General features: G+C 50.2%; 15 protein-coding genes. 7 read left to right on the forward strand and 8 right to left on the reverse strand.

Annotated features, from left to right (window positions below):
- Positions 1-33: 33 nt before the first annotated feature.
- Together ACTRXG_RS00415 and ACTRXG_RS00420 are read right to left on the reverse strand one after the other, a co-directional pair.
- Positions 34-549, reverse strand: coding sequence for a VanZ family protein (locus tag ACTRXG_RS00415; RefSeq protein ID WP_474261107.1), 516 nt, complete (start codon positions 547-549; stop codon positions 34-36).
- Between the two features lie 62 nt (positions 550-611).
- Entirely contained in the window at positions 612-2,390 is a 1,779-nt protein-coding gene (locus ACTRXG_RS00420; RefSeq protein ID WP_474283492.1) for an SLC13 family permease, read from the reverse strand.
- A gap of 226 nt (positions 2,391-2,616) precedes the next feature.
- Between ACTRXG_RS00420 and ACTRXG_RS00425 the strand changes: the two genes are divergently transcribed.
- Positions 2,617-2,856: a DUF362 domain-containing protein gene (locus ACTRXG_RS00425; protein WP_022793374.1), complete on the forward strand. Its 240-nt coding sequence runs from the start codon at positions 2,617-2,619 to the stop codon at positions 2,854-2,856.
- 256 nt (positions 2,857-3,112) lie between these two features.
- On the opposite strand, the gene ACTRXG_RS00430 is transcribed toward ACTRXG_RS00425, so the two are convergent.
- The 3 genes from ACTRXG_RS00430 to ACTRXG_RS00440 are packed head-to-tail and all read right to left on the reverse strand — an operon-like array spanning position 3,113 to position 6,151.
- A complete protein-coding gene (locus ACTRXG_RS00430) occupies positions 3,113-4,063 on the reverse strand; it encodes a glycine betaine ABC transporter substrate-binding protein (protein WP_474261105.1) in 951 nt (316 codons plus the stop codon).
- A 59-nt stretch (positions 4,064-4,122) separates the two neighbouring features.
- Positions 4,123-4,962, reverse strand: coding sequence for an ABC transporter permease (locus ACTRXG_RS00435; RefSeq protein WP_474261104.1), 840 nt, complete (start codon positions 4,960-4,962; stop codon positions 4,123-4,125).
- Positions 4,955-6,151 carry a quaternary amine ABC transporter ATP-binding protein gene (locus ACTRXG_RS00440; RefSeq protein ID WP_474261103.1) on the reverse strand — a complete coding sequence of 399 codons (1,197 nt, stop codon included), beginning with the start codon at positions 6,149-6,151 and terminating at the stop codon, positions 4,955-4,957. The genes ACTRXG_RS00435 and ACTRXG_RS00440 overlap by 8 nt, the downstream gene beginning before the upstream one ends.
- 259 nt (positions 6,152-6,410) lie before the next feature.
- Here ACTRXG_RS00440 and ACTRXG_RS00445 point away from each other — a divergent pair, with 259 nt between their 5' ends.
- Entirely contained in the window at positions 6,411-6,950 is a 540-nt protein-coding gene (locus ACTRXG_RS00445; RefSeq protein WP_474283494.1) for a GbsR/MarR family transcriptional regulator, read from the forward strand.
- 9 nt (positions 6,951-6,959) lie between these two features.
- Here the strand turns inward: ACTRXG_RS00445 and ACTRXG_RS00450 are convergent, their stop codons facing one another.
- Positions 6,960-7,856, reverse strand: coding sequence for a hypothetical protein (locus tag ACTRXG_RS00450; RefSeq protein ID WP_474283496.1), 897 nt, complete (start codon positions 7,854-7,856; stop codon positions 6,960-6,962).
- Between the two features lie 94 nt (positions 7,857-7,950).
- On the opposite strand from ACTRXG_RS00450, the gene ACTRXG_RS00455 reads away from it, so the two are divergent.
- On the forward strand, positions 7,951-8,949 hold the full coding sequence (locus tag ACTRXG_RS00455; RefSeq protein ID WP_474283498.1) for an LLM class flavin-dependent oxidoreductase: 999 nt from the start codon (positions 7,951-7,953) through the stop codon (positions 8,947-8,949).
- Positions 8,950-8,999: 50 nt separating this feature from the next.
- Here ACTRXG_RS00455 and ACTRXG_RS00460 read toward each other — a convergent pair whose 3' ends face one another.
- Positions 9,000-10,217, reverse strand: coding sequence for an MFS transporter (locus ACTRXG_RS00460; RefSeq protein ID WP_474283500.1), 1,218 nt, complete (start codon positions 10,215-10,217; stop codon positions 9,000-9,002).
- A 341-nt stretch (positions 10,218-10,558) separates the two neighbouring features.
- Between ACTRXG_RS00460 and ACTRXG_RS00465 the strand changes: the two genes are divergently transcribed.
- On the forward strand, positions 10,559-12,148 hold the full coding sequence (locus ACTRXG_RS00465) for a solute:sodium symporter family transporter (protein WP_474261145.1): 1,590 nt from the start codon (positions 10,559-10,561) through the stop codon (positions 12,146-12,148).
- A 48-nt stretch (positions 12,149-12,196) separates the two neighbouring features.
- On the opposite strand, the gene ACTRXG_RS00470 is transcribed toward ACTRXG_RS00465, so the two are convergent.
- Positions 12,197-13,213: a zinc-binding alcohol dehydrogenase family protein gene (locus tag ACTRXG_RS00470; RefSeq protein WP_474283502.1), complete on the reverse strand. Its 1,017-nt coding sequence runs from the start codon at positions 13,211-13,213 to the stop codon at positions 12,197-12,199.
- Positions 13,214-13,373: 160 nt separating this feature from the next.
- Between ACTRXG_RS00470 and trhA the strand changes: the two genes are divergently transcribed.
- The 3 genes from trhA (at position 13,374) to ACTRXG_RS00485 (ending at position 15,621) form a co-directional block, all read left to right on the forward strand.
- Positions 13,374-14,021, forward strand: a complete 648-nt coding sequence (trhA, locus tag ACTRXG_RS00475) for a PAQR family membrane homeostasis protein TrhA (protein ID WP_474261097.1) — start codon at positions 13,374-13,376, stop codon at positions 14,019-14,021.
- Positions 14,022-14,133: 112 nt separating this feature from the next.
- Entirely contained in the window at positions 14,134-14,430 is a 297-nt protein-coding gene (locus ACTRXG_RS00480; RefSeq protein ID WP_474283504.1) for a hypothetical protein, read from the forward strand.
- 72 nt (positions 14,431-14,502) lie between these two features.
- Positions 14,503-15,621 (forward strand): 5-methyltetrahydropteroyltriglutamate--homocysteine S-methyltransferase, encoded by a 1,119-nt coding sequence (locus ACTRXG_RS00485; RefSeq protein ID WP_474261095.1) that lies wholly within the window; start codon positions 14,503-14,505, stop codon positions 15,619-15,621.
- Position 15,622 lies beyond the last annotated feature (1 nt).

Here is a 15,622-nt window from a genome sequence, read left to right on the forward strand (position 1 = left end):
CAAAGTCCCCCGCACTCCTCTGCAGGGGACTTTTTACATAAAGCGCGATCCGTATCTCCATAGCCAGCACAAAACAACAATCACTGCCGCAGCGGACACTCCGGCCATGTCGAGAGCAACATCCTGCCACATGCCGTGCCTGTCCGGGCTGAAGTGCTGCCGGAACTCGTCAAGCATGGCAAACATCAATACAAACCCATACGCCCCGGCGAGCTTTCCCCAAAACGGCAGGCGGTACGGGTAAACTGCGAGCAGAGCCGCCAGAAATATAGCGGTGAACATAAACACGTGGCTTGCCTTGCGGATGAAAAATTCCACATAGCCTTCCACGCCGGAGGCAGCTACACTCACCGGCTCTCCTCCATAGGAAAAGGACGGTACGGATACATACGGCTGCAGCCGCTCAAATGGGATGTGCTCGAGCCACGGACGAATGTCCTGCTGCTGATATGGCATGGAAGTTGAAATGAGAATAGTTAGTACAGCACCTGCAAGCGGCAGTGCAAACAGCCATTTATGCGCGGACAGACTTTCTGCACGTATATCCAAGGTGCTTACCTTCTTTCTTCTTTATTTTCAGTATAAAAAACCTTATGGCGCTTTTCCAGCTTTTAACCCCATACTGTCCATGTAATACTGATGGTAATAACCATAACAATCAGACTCACCGGCGCACCGATTTTCATGAAATCCGTGAACCGGTAGCCGCCCTGCGTATACACAAACAGATTCGTCTGGTAGCCAATCGGCGTAATAAAGCTCGCGGACGCTGCAATTGCGACAATTACCGCAGCTGCCAGCGGAGAAACAGACAAAATATCCGCTGTTTCCAGTGCCACCGGCAGCATCACGATGGCCGCCGCATTGTTGGTCACCACTTCGGTAAACACATTTGTCAGAACATAGAGGGCTGTAAAAACTCCGAGCACCCCAAACGGCATAAACCAGTCAATCATCTGTTCTGCGAGAAGCGGAGCCGCCCCCGTACTCATCATCGCTTCTCCGAGTCCAAAGGCAGCAGCAATGACGATCAGCACTTCATATGGAAGATACCGGTGGGCATCCATCAGCGAAAGCGATCCTGTCAGGAGCAGTCCGGCGACGGCGATCAGCGCTGCATAGAAAATAGGAATGATCTGCAGGGCAGCGAGCCCCACCATCAGCATCATCATGACGAGCGGCAGCCAGCTCTTCCACCTCGGCCCCTTCAAAAAAGGATTCACGCTGTTTTTCAGTACGTGAAAGTCATTGTGGGCGCTCGTTTTTTGTTCAAATTCCGGCCCAGCCAGCAGGAGTAGTGTGTCCCCCGGCTTTACCACCATTTCTTTCATTTCGGACGAATAGCTCTCATCATAACGATGAATGCCGATAATCGCAGCATCAAATCGCTGGTCAAAGAAAATGTCCTTTAGCTTTGTAAATAGAATGTTGGAGTAGTGGGTTACCATTACTTCCATCAGCTTGCGATCATTCGGCTCTTCAGCTGTTTTTTTCTCACTCGTTTCCGTTCTAATATCAAGTCCATCCGTATTTTCGAGCACCGCTATCTGCGCCAGGTCTCCGTATACCATCAGACAGTCACCCGATTCAAGAATGTGGTGTTCGCCGGCCTCCCTGCTTTCCGCTTCCCCTTTTGGCAGTAAAGCCAGCAGCTGCAGAGACGGATCATTAATAAAACCCGCCCGTTTCAGCGTATCTCCGAGATGCTTATAATCAGGTGTGATTTCTAGCTTGAGCATGTATTTCCGGCGGCCCTCCTTCTGGTAAAACAGCGGCGGCTTCCGGTCCGGCAGAATCTTTATGCCAATCGTTAAAATAAAGATGGTCACAGCAATTGTTGCAGGTATGCCGATTAAAGCGAGCTGAAAAAAATGAAACCCCGCGTATCCCCGCTCCAGCAGGAGCCCGTGCACGACAAGGTTGGTGGACGTTCCTATCAGTGTAATCGTGCCCCCGATGATCGTGGCGTAGGACAAGGGAAGCAGGAATTTGGACGGCGCCAGATCATATTTTTCGCACCACCGTTTCACAAGCGGCGAAAACGTCGCTACAATCGGCGTATTGTTCAGAAAACCGCTCATAAGCGCCGAGGGCACGAGCATTTTCATTAGCGATCCTCTAGGGGTACGCCCTTTACTCAGTACTCCTTCAACGAACCGATCCACGATGCCGGTCTGCTGGACAGCACCTGCAACAATACAAAGAAGGCCCACGGTCAGCATGCCCTGGTTGGCAAACCCCTTCAGCCCCTGTTGTGGTGTAATAATCCCTGTGATAAGCAGCAGTGAAAGAACGAATAAAAAAATAATACCCGGCCTCGCTATTTCTTTCATCAAAGCACCAATCATCGCCAATACGATAATCAGCACCCATACAATCTCCCAGGACACGCCGTCACCTCCCTTTTTTATAATTCATAGTATTTTAATATGTTTAATCAATTTTAGACTCACAACCTATTATACTTATCGCCAGGTAATTGTAAAGGAACACTATATGTTTTACACTAGAGAAAGAGAGGTTTCTTACTAGGCGCTGGCTTTCTTCAATGGAGAGACAGTTTTTCGGCGCGTAATCATAAATCTCTTGAAATACTTTGAAAAGAGGTGAACCAAAATGGCATTCGTCATTACATCGCCATGTATAGAAGAAAAAGCAGGGGAATGCGTGGATGTTTGTCCTGTAGACTGTATTGAAGAAGGAAAAGAGCAATTTTATATTGATCCAGACGTCTGTATCGACTGTGGTGCCTGTGTAGTTGTCTGTCCAGTAGAAGCTATCATCGAGGATACTGAACTGACACCGGAAACAGAACCGTATCTGGAAAAAGCAAAACAATATTTCGGTACAGAATAAATCGAATCCCGCTTTCCATCAGCGGGATTTTTATATTTTTACAATTAGGCAGATTAAATCGGGGGAAAACGGGTATACCATTACTACCCCACCCCATACCTCGATTATTGGACCATCTGAAGCCAGTTATATCTGCTGGCCCGGTTCATAATTGTGCCACTTCCTGATGCCCGCAGGCAGATGCCTGCGGGCATTTGGTATGTATAAAAACAAAAATAAAACCGAAGCTCCTGAGAGCTCCGGCTTATCATTATACTTATTCTTCCGCTTCAAGGTCTTCGATGGATTCAATGTCCATGTATTCCGGAACGACCAGGCCGGTAATAGCGCCTTCAAGGTTCGCACCAAGGTCTTCATAGTCATCGCCGTATTCTTCCATCTGGCTTGCGTGCGTGTTCGGGAACCAGCCGGCAACCATGCCGTCTGCTTCGCCGTCAGCAACAGCCGCAAACATTGGTCCAGCTTCAAGCTGTGTTAATGTTACGTCGTAGCCAAGATCGGTAAGCACTTCTCCGACTACGTTAGTGGAAGCAATTTCAGAGTCCCAGGCCACGTAGACGAGTTCAATCGCTTCGCCGTCGACCTCTTCCACGCCGTCGGTCCATTCAGATACCATGTCTTCGTTTTCATCGACCCATGTAGCAGCAGCTTCAGCCGGCTCGGTGCCATCCTGAATCTCTACCATGATCTCTTCCATGTTTTCTGCTTCCCACTGGAACTGATCAAGGAACTGATATGCTCCCGGCATATCCTCTTCAAGTCCCTGGCGTACAACAGTATGAATATCATCACCGTCACCGAAGGAGCCTTCCGGGTCTTCCAAATACTTCAGATCATATTCCGCAAATTTCCAGTGCGGAGTCCAGCCGGTAACAATAATCGGCTCTTCATTTTCAATCGCGTCGCCGAGTGCGCTCGTCATCGCCGCACCGGAGCTCGACTGCAGATTCCAGTTGCTAAGGCCGTAATCTTCGATGGCCTGTTCACTTTGAGACATAATACCAGCACCGGCATCAATACCGGTAATCGTGTAGTCTACTTCTTCACCAAAACCGCCGCCGGAAGAGGATTCTTCACTCGATCCGGAATCGTCAGAGCCGCCGGATTCCTCTGAATCCCCGCCTCCTCCGCCACCGCAGGCGGTCATCACTGCTGCCATTGAAATCCCGGCTGCGCCTAAACCAGCTTTTTTCCATAATTTCTCCATGTGAATTACTCCCCTTTTGTTCTTAATTGTATGGATACTCCCTGTTCCGGGAGGTATACCTATTTTCGTTTACTTGCTCCAATGCCCTGCGTCAGCCGGTCCAGAATGATCGCTACAATCACGATCGCAAGGCCGGCTTCAAAGCCGCCGCCGACATCGTTGCGGCCGACCGCAAAGTACACCGCCGTCCCGAGGCCGTCTGCCCCGATCATCGAAGCAATAACAACCATCGAAAGTGCCAGCATGATCGTCTGGTTAATCCCGGCCATGATCGTTGTTTTCGCCATCGGCAGCTGTACCTTAAACAGCTTCTGGTTTCCTGTCGACCCGAAGGCCTCCGACGCTTCGATAATTTCGGTCGGCACCTGCCGGATCCCGAGATTCGTAAAGCGGATCGTCGGCGGCATCGCAAAGATGACCGAGGCGACGACGCCCGGCACCATCCCGATGCCGAAAAAGGCAACTGCCGGGATTAGGTACACAAAGGCGGGCATCGTCTGCATAAAGTCGAGCACCGGCTTGATCGTGCCCTCGACTGCAGAACTCCTGGACATCCAGATGCCGACCGGAACCCCGATGACAATGGAAATTACTCCGGCGGTCAGCACAATCGCAAGCGTCAGCACCATGTCCTCCCAGTAGCCCAGGTTCCAGATGAGCAGCAGCCCGAGCAGGACAAACACGGTAAGCCCGATTTTTCTGCCGGCAAACCAGAACGTTAATCCAACAATAATAATCAGCAGCAGCCACGGCGGAAAGATGCCAAAAAACCATTCAAATCCACTGATAATATAGCCTATAAAATCGGTGAGCGGCCCAAAAATAAATTCGGCTTGGGTCAGCCAGTCGACAAACGCATCAATCCAGGCAGCAAGCGGCAGCGGTGTAATGTTACTCAACGGCTGACACCTCCTTACCTGAAAGCAGTGCCATGACAGCGCCTCTTACAACTATGCCTACAATCTTATTATCTTCATCAACGACGGCTACTGGTGTGTTTTTGTATGTAAGCAGCTCGATCATTTCCTTGACTACTGTATCCCTTTGTACCGTAGGCACGTCTTCATGCAGAATGCTTCGCATATCTTCCGACCCCTGCTCCACCAGGCGCGATACTTCATCGGCATGGACAATACCGAGCAGCGTCCGGTCTTTATTCGTTACATACAGGCTCGAAATACCTTCCTTTTTCATGCGCTGAAGCGCGGCTCTCGGCCCGTCCTTATCGATCGTGAGCGTCTCGGGCCGTTTCATGACGGATTCGGCGGTAAATACCTTGGAGCGGTCCACGTCTTCCACGAACTGGGCGACGTAATCATCCGCCGGATGCTGGAGAATTTCCTCCGGTGTACCAATCTGAACCACCCGTCCATCTTTCATAATCGAAATGCGGTCCCCGAGCCGAAGCGCTTCGTCCAAATCATGGGTAATAAACACAATTGTCTTTTTCATCCGGTCCTGAAGCTCCAGCAGCTCATCCTGCATTTCCTTCCGGATCAGGGGATCAAGCGCCGAGAAGGCTTCATCCATCAGCAGAATATCCGTGTCTGCGGCGAGTGCCCGTGCCAGGCCGACCCGCTGCTGCATCCCGCCGGACAGCTCGTCCGGATACATGTTGCCGTAGCCGCCAAGCCCGACCAGCTGCAGAGCTTCGTCTGCTTTTTTCTTTTTTTCCTGCTCCTCGAGTCCCTGAATTTCCAGGCCGTACGCGACGTTGTCGAGAATTGTCCGGAACGGAAATAGTCCGAATTGTTGGAAAACCATGCTCATTTTTTCCCTGCGCACCGCTCTCAGCCCTTTGTCGTCCATACGGGCCAAATCGTCACCGTCCACCCAGACGCTTCCTTCGGTCGGATCAATTAACCGGTTCAGAAGTCTCACAAGTGTAGATTTTCCACTCCCGGAAAGTCCCATGATCACAAATATTTCTCCGGCCTCCACCGAAAAGTTGGTCCGGTTCACGCCAACCGTGCAGCCGGTTTCTTCCAGGATTTCGTCTTTCGATTTCCCCTGTTCCAGCAGTTTAATTGCACGATTCGGGCGTTTGCCGAAGACCTTAGTTAAGTTTTCCACTTCTATCTTCGCCAACGTTTCACACCCCGTTTACTATGTCTCTGTCTAAATTTATTATCACTCTTATACTATATATTATTAGGCTAAAAGTTACAAAACTTTTATCATGCCATTTAGGGCCGTTTGAGGCGTAAAGTATATACTGTACATACATTATATACTTATATCTATTAATATCTGCTGATTAAAGGACTTAACGACCGAATATTCAATTTTTTTATTTCACAGCCATTTGCTAAACTTTAACCATACATGCAAAAAGGGGGGGGTCCGTATGGAAAAGAAGCAGCATATTCAGAACAAGCTGGAGGAAGCAAAAAACCAGTTCATTTCCACGATTGCCCAGAACATGGGCCTATACGGTGTTTCCGATACAAACGGACGCCTGTACGGAACCATGTTGTTTGCCGAGCGTCCAATGACACTCGATGACATGAGCGAGGCACTGGGCATGAGTAAAATGAGTATGAGCACCGGTATACGGGCCCTCATGGATGCAGGCATGGTCGAACGGGTATGGGAAAAAGGGGTACGCAAGGATTTGTACCAATCCAACGACGACTGGTATCAATCATTTACCTCTGTTTTTGTCAACCGCTGGCGGGAGGCCTCGGATAATAACCAAAATGCAGCCCGCCGTGCCAAAGAGGAATTTGAATCCTGTTTAGAGGAAGCGGAGGATCCCCTCCTTATCGAAGAGCTTCAGCACGATCTTGAAAAAATCAATTACGCCCTGAGCTATTATGAATGGCTTGATGAAGTAATCCGCATTTTTGAAAGCGGTGAAATTTTTGCGAAGATCCCCCCAAAGTAACTCCCGCTTTCAAATTTCCAGCAACGGCAGCCGGTGCTCAAGCCGGATCTGCTCCCTTACTCTGACTGCTGCCTCTGCCCCCGTGGCATCTTTTTGCCAGAGGAGAGCATACTGATACAGGTCGTGCCATTCCAGAATATTCGCAAACTGCTGCAGCGAAGAAAGCGGTATGCTTCGTACACTGTCATAGCCGGCGAGCAGTTCATTAAAAATCATCCGGGCAAAGGGCTGATAGTCCTGTTCACCGGAAAAGGAAAGCAGAATGTCCCGCAGCAGCGCGGCAAGATCATATAAGCTCACATGAACTCCCGGCATCGCTCCCGGGGACAAACCCTCTCCCCCTGCATTTTGCTCCCTATTTATTTCTCTGAAAACAAAACCTGTGTCCTCCAACTGAAGGGCTGCACGTTTGATCACGGGAAACAGCGCATCGATGCTTCGCCGGATCATCATCTGGCCTTTTGGAAGCAGCATTTCCATCTGCTGGTATTCTGTCTTTAAAGTCTGCTCCGCCAGCCAAACGCTGTCTTTATCGTTTAGCGGCAGTTTCTCGTGCCAGCTTCGGTGCTTTTCTGCCAGACAGGCGCCAAGCTGCCGGTAATTTCCCCCTTCCTTACCAGCGTGGCCACGGCTACCCGGCTTCTTCTGATACATATAGGCCCAGCCTGCCTCCCCGGCCTCTGCCAGTTTTTTTCCCTCTCTTGTCTTTTTGATGCTGATATCGTTGTCAGCTTCAAGCCACCGGACCGTATCGTTTTCCGGAAGCGCAAGATCACCGGTCACAAGCTCCCACACTAATCCTTCTTTATCACTTACACTCCAGCATCTGGCTCCTTGCTGCCCGGACGAAGCTGCTTCTATACCGTATACCTGTTGAATCCAACGACGGATCGATTCTGTGTTCATTGGTCTTCCCCATTTCATTTACTGTAGATTTTTTCGTTTTTCTTTTACACTGGACTAGCATAGAAAAGCATTCTGTTTAGCTGGAGGAACGCAGATGAATATCAGTATTCTTGATCAATCACCGATTGCAGAAGGCGAGACCCCCGAAAAAGCCTTCGAACACAGCCGCGAGCTCGTTCAAATGGCGGAGAATTGGGGATTTCACCGCTTTTGGGTAGCCGAGCACCACAGCACCAGCGGTTTGGCCGGCTCTTCGCCGGAAATTCTGATGTCACATCTCGCAAGCGTCACCACAAGCATCCGCATTGGCTCGGGAGGCGTCCTGCTCCCACAGTACAGTCCGTACAAAGTAGCCGAAAACTTTAAAGTGCTTGAAGCTTTATTTCCGGGCCGGATCGACCTTGGCATTGGAAGATCTCCCGGCGGAGGTAATACGATCCGGGAAGCCCTGACGGATGGAAATAAAAAGAGCATGTCCGCCTTTCCCCGCCTTCTTCAGGAGGTCCAGGGGTTTATTGACCGCTCTCTTCCCGGTGACCACCCCTATGCGTCGATCAAAGCCTCTCCGATGAGCAGCTCCCTGCCGGAAACCTGGGTACTCGGTTTGTCCGAGCGCGGCGCCCGGGATGCCGGCAAACAAAGCGCCGGCTTCATGTTCGGCCAGTTTATCAGCCCGGATCAGGGCGCCTTGGCGGTCCGTAAATACCATGCCTCCTTTGTACCAAGCGACCGGCAGCCCCGGCCGGTCGCCGCTGCCTGTGTATTTATCGTCTGTGCGGCTACCGATGAAGAGGCTGCCCGCCTGGCGCTGAGCCAGGACCAGTGGCTTTTAAATGTCGAAAAGGGCACAAATACAAAAGTCCCTGCTCCGGAAAGCGTAAATCCTGCTGCCTGGACGCAGGAAGAACAGGAAAAAGTGCGGGAGAACCGGCGCCGGGCTGTTATCGGTTCCCCGGCCACCGTGCAGAAACAGCTGCGTGAACTGCGGGATAAGCTCGGGCTCGATGAGCTGATGGGCATTACCAACATTTATGATTTTGAAGCAAAAAAGAAATCCTTCCAATACGCCGCCAATATTGCCGCCAACCTTTAAACGAAAAAATCCGCACGCTCATTTTCCGAGCGTGCGGATTTTTTGTTTTCCTAGTAAGAATCTGCTGCCGGTACTCCCTGGCTGCTTTCCTGGGATTCTTTTTCGCTGGAGCGGAAGGAGAGCCACGAAAGCATCAGACCTAACAGCGTAATGACAGCGCCGGCCATCCCGATCATCGGCAGGCTGAGACCGAGACTGATGACCACACCGCCAACCCAGGCGCCAAAGGCGTTCGCCAGGTTAAAGGCAGAGACCGCGGACGCGCTTGCGATCGAAGGCGCCCCTTCTGCTGCCCGGATAACCGTTGTCTGCAGAATTGGTACTGTACCAAAGGCTCCCATCCCCAGCAGAAGCACCGATACCGGGGCTAGCCATGGGATGGTACTCGTTAAGGTGAGCGTCGACAGAATCACGGTCAGTGAAGCCATCACGACCATCAGTGGCTTCAACAGGGATTCTGCATTCAAACGCCCCGAAAGCATGTTACCCAGAACGCCTCCGACCCCGAATAAAAATAGGGAAAGCGTTATACCTGCCGGACCAAAGCCTGTTATATCCTGAAGCAGGGGCTCAATATACGTATAGGCGGTGAAAACACCTGAATAGCCGAATACTGTAATAGCGAGTGCAAACAACACCTGTTTTCTTTTGAATACGCCAAGCTCTTTTCTCATGGACGTTGGTTCTTCAGCATTCATATTCGGCACGAAAAAGATGATTCCGAGCAGGCTGATCACGCCGAGGCCGGCAATACCGGCAAACACTATGCGCCAGTCAAATAAATCTCCGATATACGCACCGAACGGTACGCCGATCATTAAGGAAATCGTCAGACCGCCGTTAATGGCAGCCACCGCGCCGGACTTTTTCGACGGAGGGACAACTTCGCTTGCCATAACCATCGCAATGGCAAAGAACGGACCGTGCATCAATGCAGAGAAGACGCGTGCCCACAGCAGCACCGTGTAATTTGGCGCCAGGGCGCTGGCAACGCTGGATCCGATAAACAAAAGCATTAACCCAATTAATACATACTTCCTTGGAAATTTCACCAGAAGAGATATAGCAATTGGCGAGAGCACGGCGACGCCGAGCGCATACATGCTGACAATCAGACCCGCGGCAGAAATCGTGATGCCAAAGGAGTCAGAGACATTCGACAAAATCCCCATGGCGACATATTCAGTAGTTCCGATAGCGAACGTAGAAATCATAAACATGGCAATCATCACCATTGGGCGGAACGTTTGGCCATTGCGTACGATCATTGTTATCCCTCCTTGATACATTAGTTAATTAATTTTTCACTCTGTTTTATCTCACAACGAGTTCTTATTCTATAGGCTGGGCTTTTATACGTCTAGACTGTAAAACGCTTACGACACAAAATCGTCACATTTTTTCTGTTGATTTTTTTATTTTTATCATGTAAGGGTTATCATTTCCTTTTTATCAATATTTTTATTTATTTTACGTATCCATCGTTATGATGCTTTTTATACAATTCGCTGTTATCAGGGGTTTGCGCGGAATTTGGCAGGGGTAAACCTTTTTTCGTGCGTACTATTCAAAACGTTTCGATAAACTCATACAGCAGGAAAGAAGGGACATCATGTTTTCACTTTTTACATTCATACTTATTACTATTGCCATTGCCGGCTACGCCGCCTACCGGACGAAAAACATTAACATGCAGAGTCAGGAGGGGTATTTTCTCGGCGGCCGCAGTCTGATGGCACTTACCATTGGCTCATCCACCCTGCTTGCCAATCTCTCCACTGAGCAGCTCGTTGGACTTAGCGGGCAGACGTACACCGGCTCGATGGCTTCGATGGCCTGGGAGGTTACTACACCAGTGGCGCTCATTTTTATGGCATTTATGTTTTTACCTAAATACTTACGAGCGGGCGTAACTACCGTTACCGAGTTTCTTGAAAAGCGCTATGATCAGCGGACAAGGCAGATCGTTTCATTACTTATGCTGCTCGGGTTTGCCTCCTCGTTTCTGCCGACCGTGCTGTATTCCGGCTCCCTCGTGCTTGATCAAATATTTGATATTTCGGATGTGCTTGGCACGAGCCAGTTTTTCACCGTCTTAATCGTTTCTGCCGGCATCGGACTTGTCGGCATGCTTTATATTGTATTCGGCGGCCTGAAGGCTATCGCTTCCGCTGATTCACTGTACGGCGTCGGACTAATTGCCGGTGGTATTCTTATTCTCGTACTCGGACTCATGGCACTCGGCAATGGCAATATGTTTAACGGGGTTGGGACGCTCACCTCGGAGCATACTGACAAATTAAACGCCATCGACGGCAGCAACGACGCCCAGGTGCCGTGGCCGACAATATTTATGGGGCTTTTATTTAACAATCTTTTTTACTTTTGTATTAATCAGGCCATCGTCCAGCGCCCGCTTGCGGCACGTAATTTAAAAGAAGGTCAGAAGGGTGTCATGATTACTGCCCTATTTAAATTGTTCGGTGCCTTTTACCTCGTACTTCCTGGCGTCATCGCCTATCATCTGTACGGCAGCAGCCTCGCGAATGGAGACGCCGCCTATCCGACGCTCGTGACTGACCTGCTGCCGCCGGTACTGACCGGTGTGTTCGCAGCTATTTTGTTCGGCGCTGTCCTGAGTTCATTTAACGGAGGCATCAACAGCGTTATTACGCTGTTTACGCTTGATTTATATAAACCGTTGTTTCACCCGGATGCCGATGAAGCAGCCCTCGTTCGTTCCGGGCAGCGGTTTGCCATGATCGTCGCTATTGTCTCCATCTTTATTTCTCCCTTTATTTTGTTTGCACCGTCAGGGTTATACAATTACCTGCAGGAAATGTTTGGTTTCTTTAATATTCCGGTGCTTGCCATTATGGTCGTCGGCTTTTATACAAAAAATGTATCACCGTTTGCTGCAAAGGTGGCTGTACCGGTACACATCATTTTGTACGGCGCAAGCAAAATCTTTATCGGAGAGCTCAACTTCCTTTATGTATTGAGTGTGCTGTTTCCGCTCAGCGTCATTGTGATGCTCGTTGCAGGGAAACTCAAGCCGATGGATAAGCCTTTCGAATTCAAAAACGAAGCACCGGTGGACATGGTGCCGTGGAAATATGCCAAGCCGGCAGCGGCCGGCCTGATTATCGGCATCGGCATTCTTTATGTAATCTTCTCTCCTCTAGGAGTCGCTTCCTAACCTCAAAAAAAGTGCACCGCGGCCGGAGTGGCTGCGGTGCTTTTTCGTTTACTCCCATTTTTCAAGGACAATTTTACCAATCGTTTTACCCGACTCCACCCGTCGATGTGCTTCTTTCATCTGGCCGGCATTCAGCGGGGTCAGCGTTTTGGTGAGCGTCGGCTTGATTGTTCCCTGATCAAAAAGATCAGCCAGTTCACCCAGAATTACGTGCTGCCGGATCATATCCTCCGTCTGGTACATCGGCCGCGTAAACATAAACTCCCACATGAAGGCGGCACTTTTTGCCTGCAGGTCGGTCAGCGGAAGCGGCTCCTCTGTTTCCACAATGGAACAAATGGTTCCCTGCGGACGAATGCACTCTGCCATCCCTGACCAGTGCTGGGCCGTATCGGTGAAGCAGAGAATATAGTCGACGCCGTCATATCCTGCCTCCTGGAGCTGTTTGAACAGAGGCTGGTGATGGTTAATCACTTTGTCTGCCCCCATCTGTTCGCACCAGGACGTTGTTTCTTCACGTGAAGCAGTAGCGACTACATTAAGACCGACCCATTTGGCGAGCTGAATCGCAATGGAGCCGACGCCGCCCGCGCCGTTTAACACGAGTACAGACGCTCCGCGGTCCCGTTCCGGTACAATTCCGATCCGGTCGAACAGCGCTTCGTACGCAGTAATAGCAGTTAAAGGCATGGCGGCACTTTCGGCCACCGAAAGCTGCGCAGGCCGTCTTCCCACTATCCGCTCATCTACCAGGTGATACTCCTGGTTCGAGCCGGACCGCTGATTACTTCCGGCGTAATACACTTCATCGCCGGGCTGAAACAGCGACGCCTCTTCGCCCACCGATTCTACGACACCGGCTGCGTCAAAGCCGAGAATCTGCGGCTCTCCTTCTTCCGCTCCTTCATTTCCTCCGCGGATTTTTGTATCCACCGGATTTACGGAAACCGCCTGGACACGCACAAGCAGATCCCGGCCCTTCGGTTCTGATTTTGCCACGTCAAACATTTCAAAGCTTGCTTGTTCTTCAATGGGAAGGTGTTTTTTAAAACCTATTGCTTTCATTAATGGACCCTTCTTTCCTCACTTGGTTAAAGCCATTCTGATTTCTCATACCCGCCCTCTTCCATCCGGCAAACAAATCCGCAGCTATTTATACCTGTTCGAAACTCTGCAGAAAATGAGTTATAATGATGAAACTATTCTTAATGAAAGAAGGCGGCGTATGCAGGACCAAACCCACACGTTTACTAAAAGGGAAGAATTCGCTAACGCAGTCACGCACGGCATCGGTGCTCTGCTGAGCGCTGCTGCGCTTATTATTATGATCGTTTTCGCTTCCATGAACGCTTCAGCCCTCCATGTGGTAAGCGTTTCTATTTTCGGCACATCCATGCTTATCTCCTACATATGCTCCACCCTGCTTCACAGCTTTCCGCCGGGCAGACTCAAGGATTTGTTTGAAGTGTTTGACCACTCTGCCATCTACCTGTTTATCGCAGGCACATACACACCTTTTTTGTTTCACGCAATCGACGGTACCTTAAGCTGGGTCTTATTCAGCATCGTTTGGGGCATTGCCGCCATCGGGATTATTTTTAAAGCCTTCTTCACTAAACGGTTCCGTATTCTGTCGACCGTTTTTTACATCGGAATGGGGTGGATCATTATTATCGCCTGGCCGGCGCTTGTGAGCGCTCTGCCCTACGGCGGCCTCGTGCTGCTTGTTATTGGAGGCGTATTGTACACCGCCGGCACTATTTTTTACATGTGGCGAAGCTTTCCCTACCATCACGCCGTCTGGCACTTTTTTGTTCTCGCCGGCTCTGCCGCCCATTTCTCTGCCGTGTTTTTCTACGTTATCCCTTTATAGCAGACGAAAGCCCGTGCTTTTCAGAGAGCACGGCTTTTTTTACATTGCCCGTTAACAAAGACCTCGGTTTGTGATAAGAATAAAAGTAAATATATACAAAGGATGTTTTTGCTTGCCGACACGTGCGCACACCTATATCAATTACGCTCTCGCTGTTCTGGCTATCTATGCTGTGCTGCTGACGACCAGGCTGTTTTTTACCTCCAGCGAGCTTCTTACCTATATCACCCATCCGCTCGTTTTAATCATCCCGGTTGGCCTCACGGTCGCAGGCTTGCGGTATTTCATCGTTTATACCGAAGAGAAAAATAAAAAACGCTTCTTCTATTCTTTGATTGCCGGAAGCATCGCCCTGTTTCTTTTGTTTTTACTGTTTTTATATATTATTTCAAGGCTTGTTTCCCTCTGAAGTAATTTACTTCTATTCAAAATTTTGATAAGCTTCAAGATATTTACCAATGGTTTTTAAAGGAGAGAGAGTATGGCACAATCAGCACACTGGCGGACAAAAGCTCCCTACCGGGCAGACCAGGTAGGAAGCCTTTTGCGTACTGCCGCGATTAAAGAAGCACGTGAAAGCTATGCGAATGAATCCATTTCTGCGGATGAACTGCGCCGTGTAGAGGATAAGGAAATCGAACGCATCGTTCAGAAGCAAAAAGAAACGGGGCTTCAGGCTGTCACAGACGGAGAGTTCCGCCGCGCCTGGTGGCATTTTGACTTTCTTGAGGATTTAATTGGTGTGGAGGCCTACGATAAAGACTCCGGCATCCAGTTTGAAGGTGTACAGACAAAGGCCCGCGGCATCAAGGTGACCGGAAAAATTGACTTTAGCGATAAGCACCCAATGCTGGAGGATTTCCGCTACCTTCATCAGATCACCGGCAGCACCGAGGCAAAGTTTACGATACCAAGCCCGAACATGCTGCACCTTCGAAGCGAGATTGAGACCGACCTTTACAGTGGTCCCGGAGACATGATCGACGACCTGGCGAAGGCTTATCAAAAAGCGATTCAGGCGTTTTATGACGCCGGGTGCCGCTACCTGCAGCTCGACGACACATCCTGGGCGTATCTGTGCTCCGAGGAACAGGTCGAGCGTATGAATCAGGAGGGCATCGATCATCGTTCCCTGGTGGAACGCCATGCGCGGGCGGTCAATGAAGCCGTCGCCTACAAGCCGGAGGATATGACAATTACGATGCACATCTGCCGCGGTAACTTCCGCTCTACATGGATCTCTTCCGGCGGCTACGAGCCCGTAGCTGATATTTTGTTTGGCAGTGTCAATGTAGACGGCTTTTTCCTTGAGTATGACAGCGACCGGGCCGGCGATTTCAAACCGCTCCGCTTCATCAACCGCGAGGATGTGCAGGTCGTGCTCGGCCTAATCACCTCTAAAAGCGGAGAGCTTGAAAATGCGGAGGATGTAAAATCAAGAATCATGGAAGCATCCGAGTACGTACCGCTTGAGCAGCTCTGCCTGAGCCCGCAGTGCGGGTTCGCTTCGACTGAGGAAGGCAATGTTCTGACCGAGGACGAACAGTGGAAAAAGCTCGAGCACGTTGTAGCCATCGCAAAAGATGTGTGGCAGGGCTAAT

It is taken from the genome of Marinococcus sp. LNSP9103-4, assembly GCF_056034345.1.

What these genes read in the sequence shown, in the direction of transcription:
- ACTRXG_RS00425 (WP_022793374.1), top strand. Translation starts at nt 2,617, where the DNA reads ATGGCATTCGTCATTACATCGCCATGTATAGAAGAAAAAGCAGGGGAA.
- ACTRXG_RS00430 (WP_474261105.1), bottom strand. Translation starts at nt 4,063, where the DNA reads ATGGAGAAATTATGGAAAAAAGCTGGTTTAGGCGCAGCCGGGATTTCA.
- ACTRXG_RS00445 (WP_474283494.1), top strand. Translation starts at nt 6,411, where the DNA reads ATGGAAAAGAAGCAGCATATTCAGAACAAGCTGGAGGAAGCAAAAAAC.
- ACTRXG_RS00450 (WP_474283496.1), bottom strand. Translation starts at nt 7,856, where the DNA reads ATGAACACAGAATCGATCCGTCGTTGGATTCAACAGGTATACGGTATA.
- ACTRXG_RS00455 (WP_474283498.1), top strand. Translation starts at nt 7,951, where the DNA reads ATGAATATCAGTATTCTTGATCAATCACCGATTGCAGAAGGCGAGACC.
- ACTRXG_RS00460 (WP_474283500.1), bottom strand. Translation starts at nt 10,217, where the DNA reads ATGATCGTACGCAATGGCCAAACGTTCCGCCCAATGGTGATGATTGCC.
- ACTRXG_RS00470 (WP_474283502.1), bottom strand. Translation starts at nt 13,213, where the DNA reads ATGAAAGCAATAGGTTTTAAAAAACACCTTCCCATTGAAGAACAAGCA.
- trhA (WP_474261097.1), top strand. Translation starts at nt 13,374, where the DNA reads ATGCAGGACCAAACCCACACGTTTACTAAAAGGGAAGAATTCGCTAAC.
- ACTRXG_RS00485 (WP_474261095.1), top strand. Translation starts at nt 14,503, where the DNA reads ATGGCACAATCAGCACACTGGCGGACAAAAGCTCCCTACCGGGCAGAC.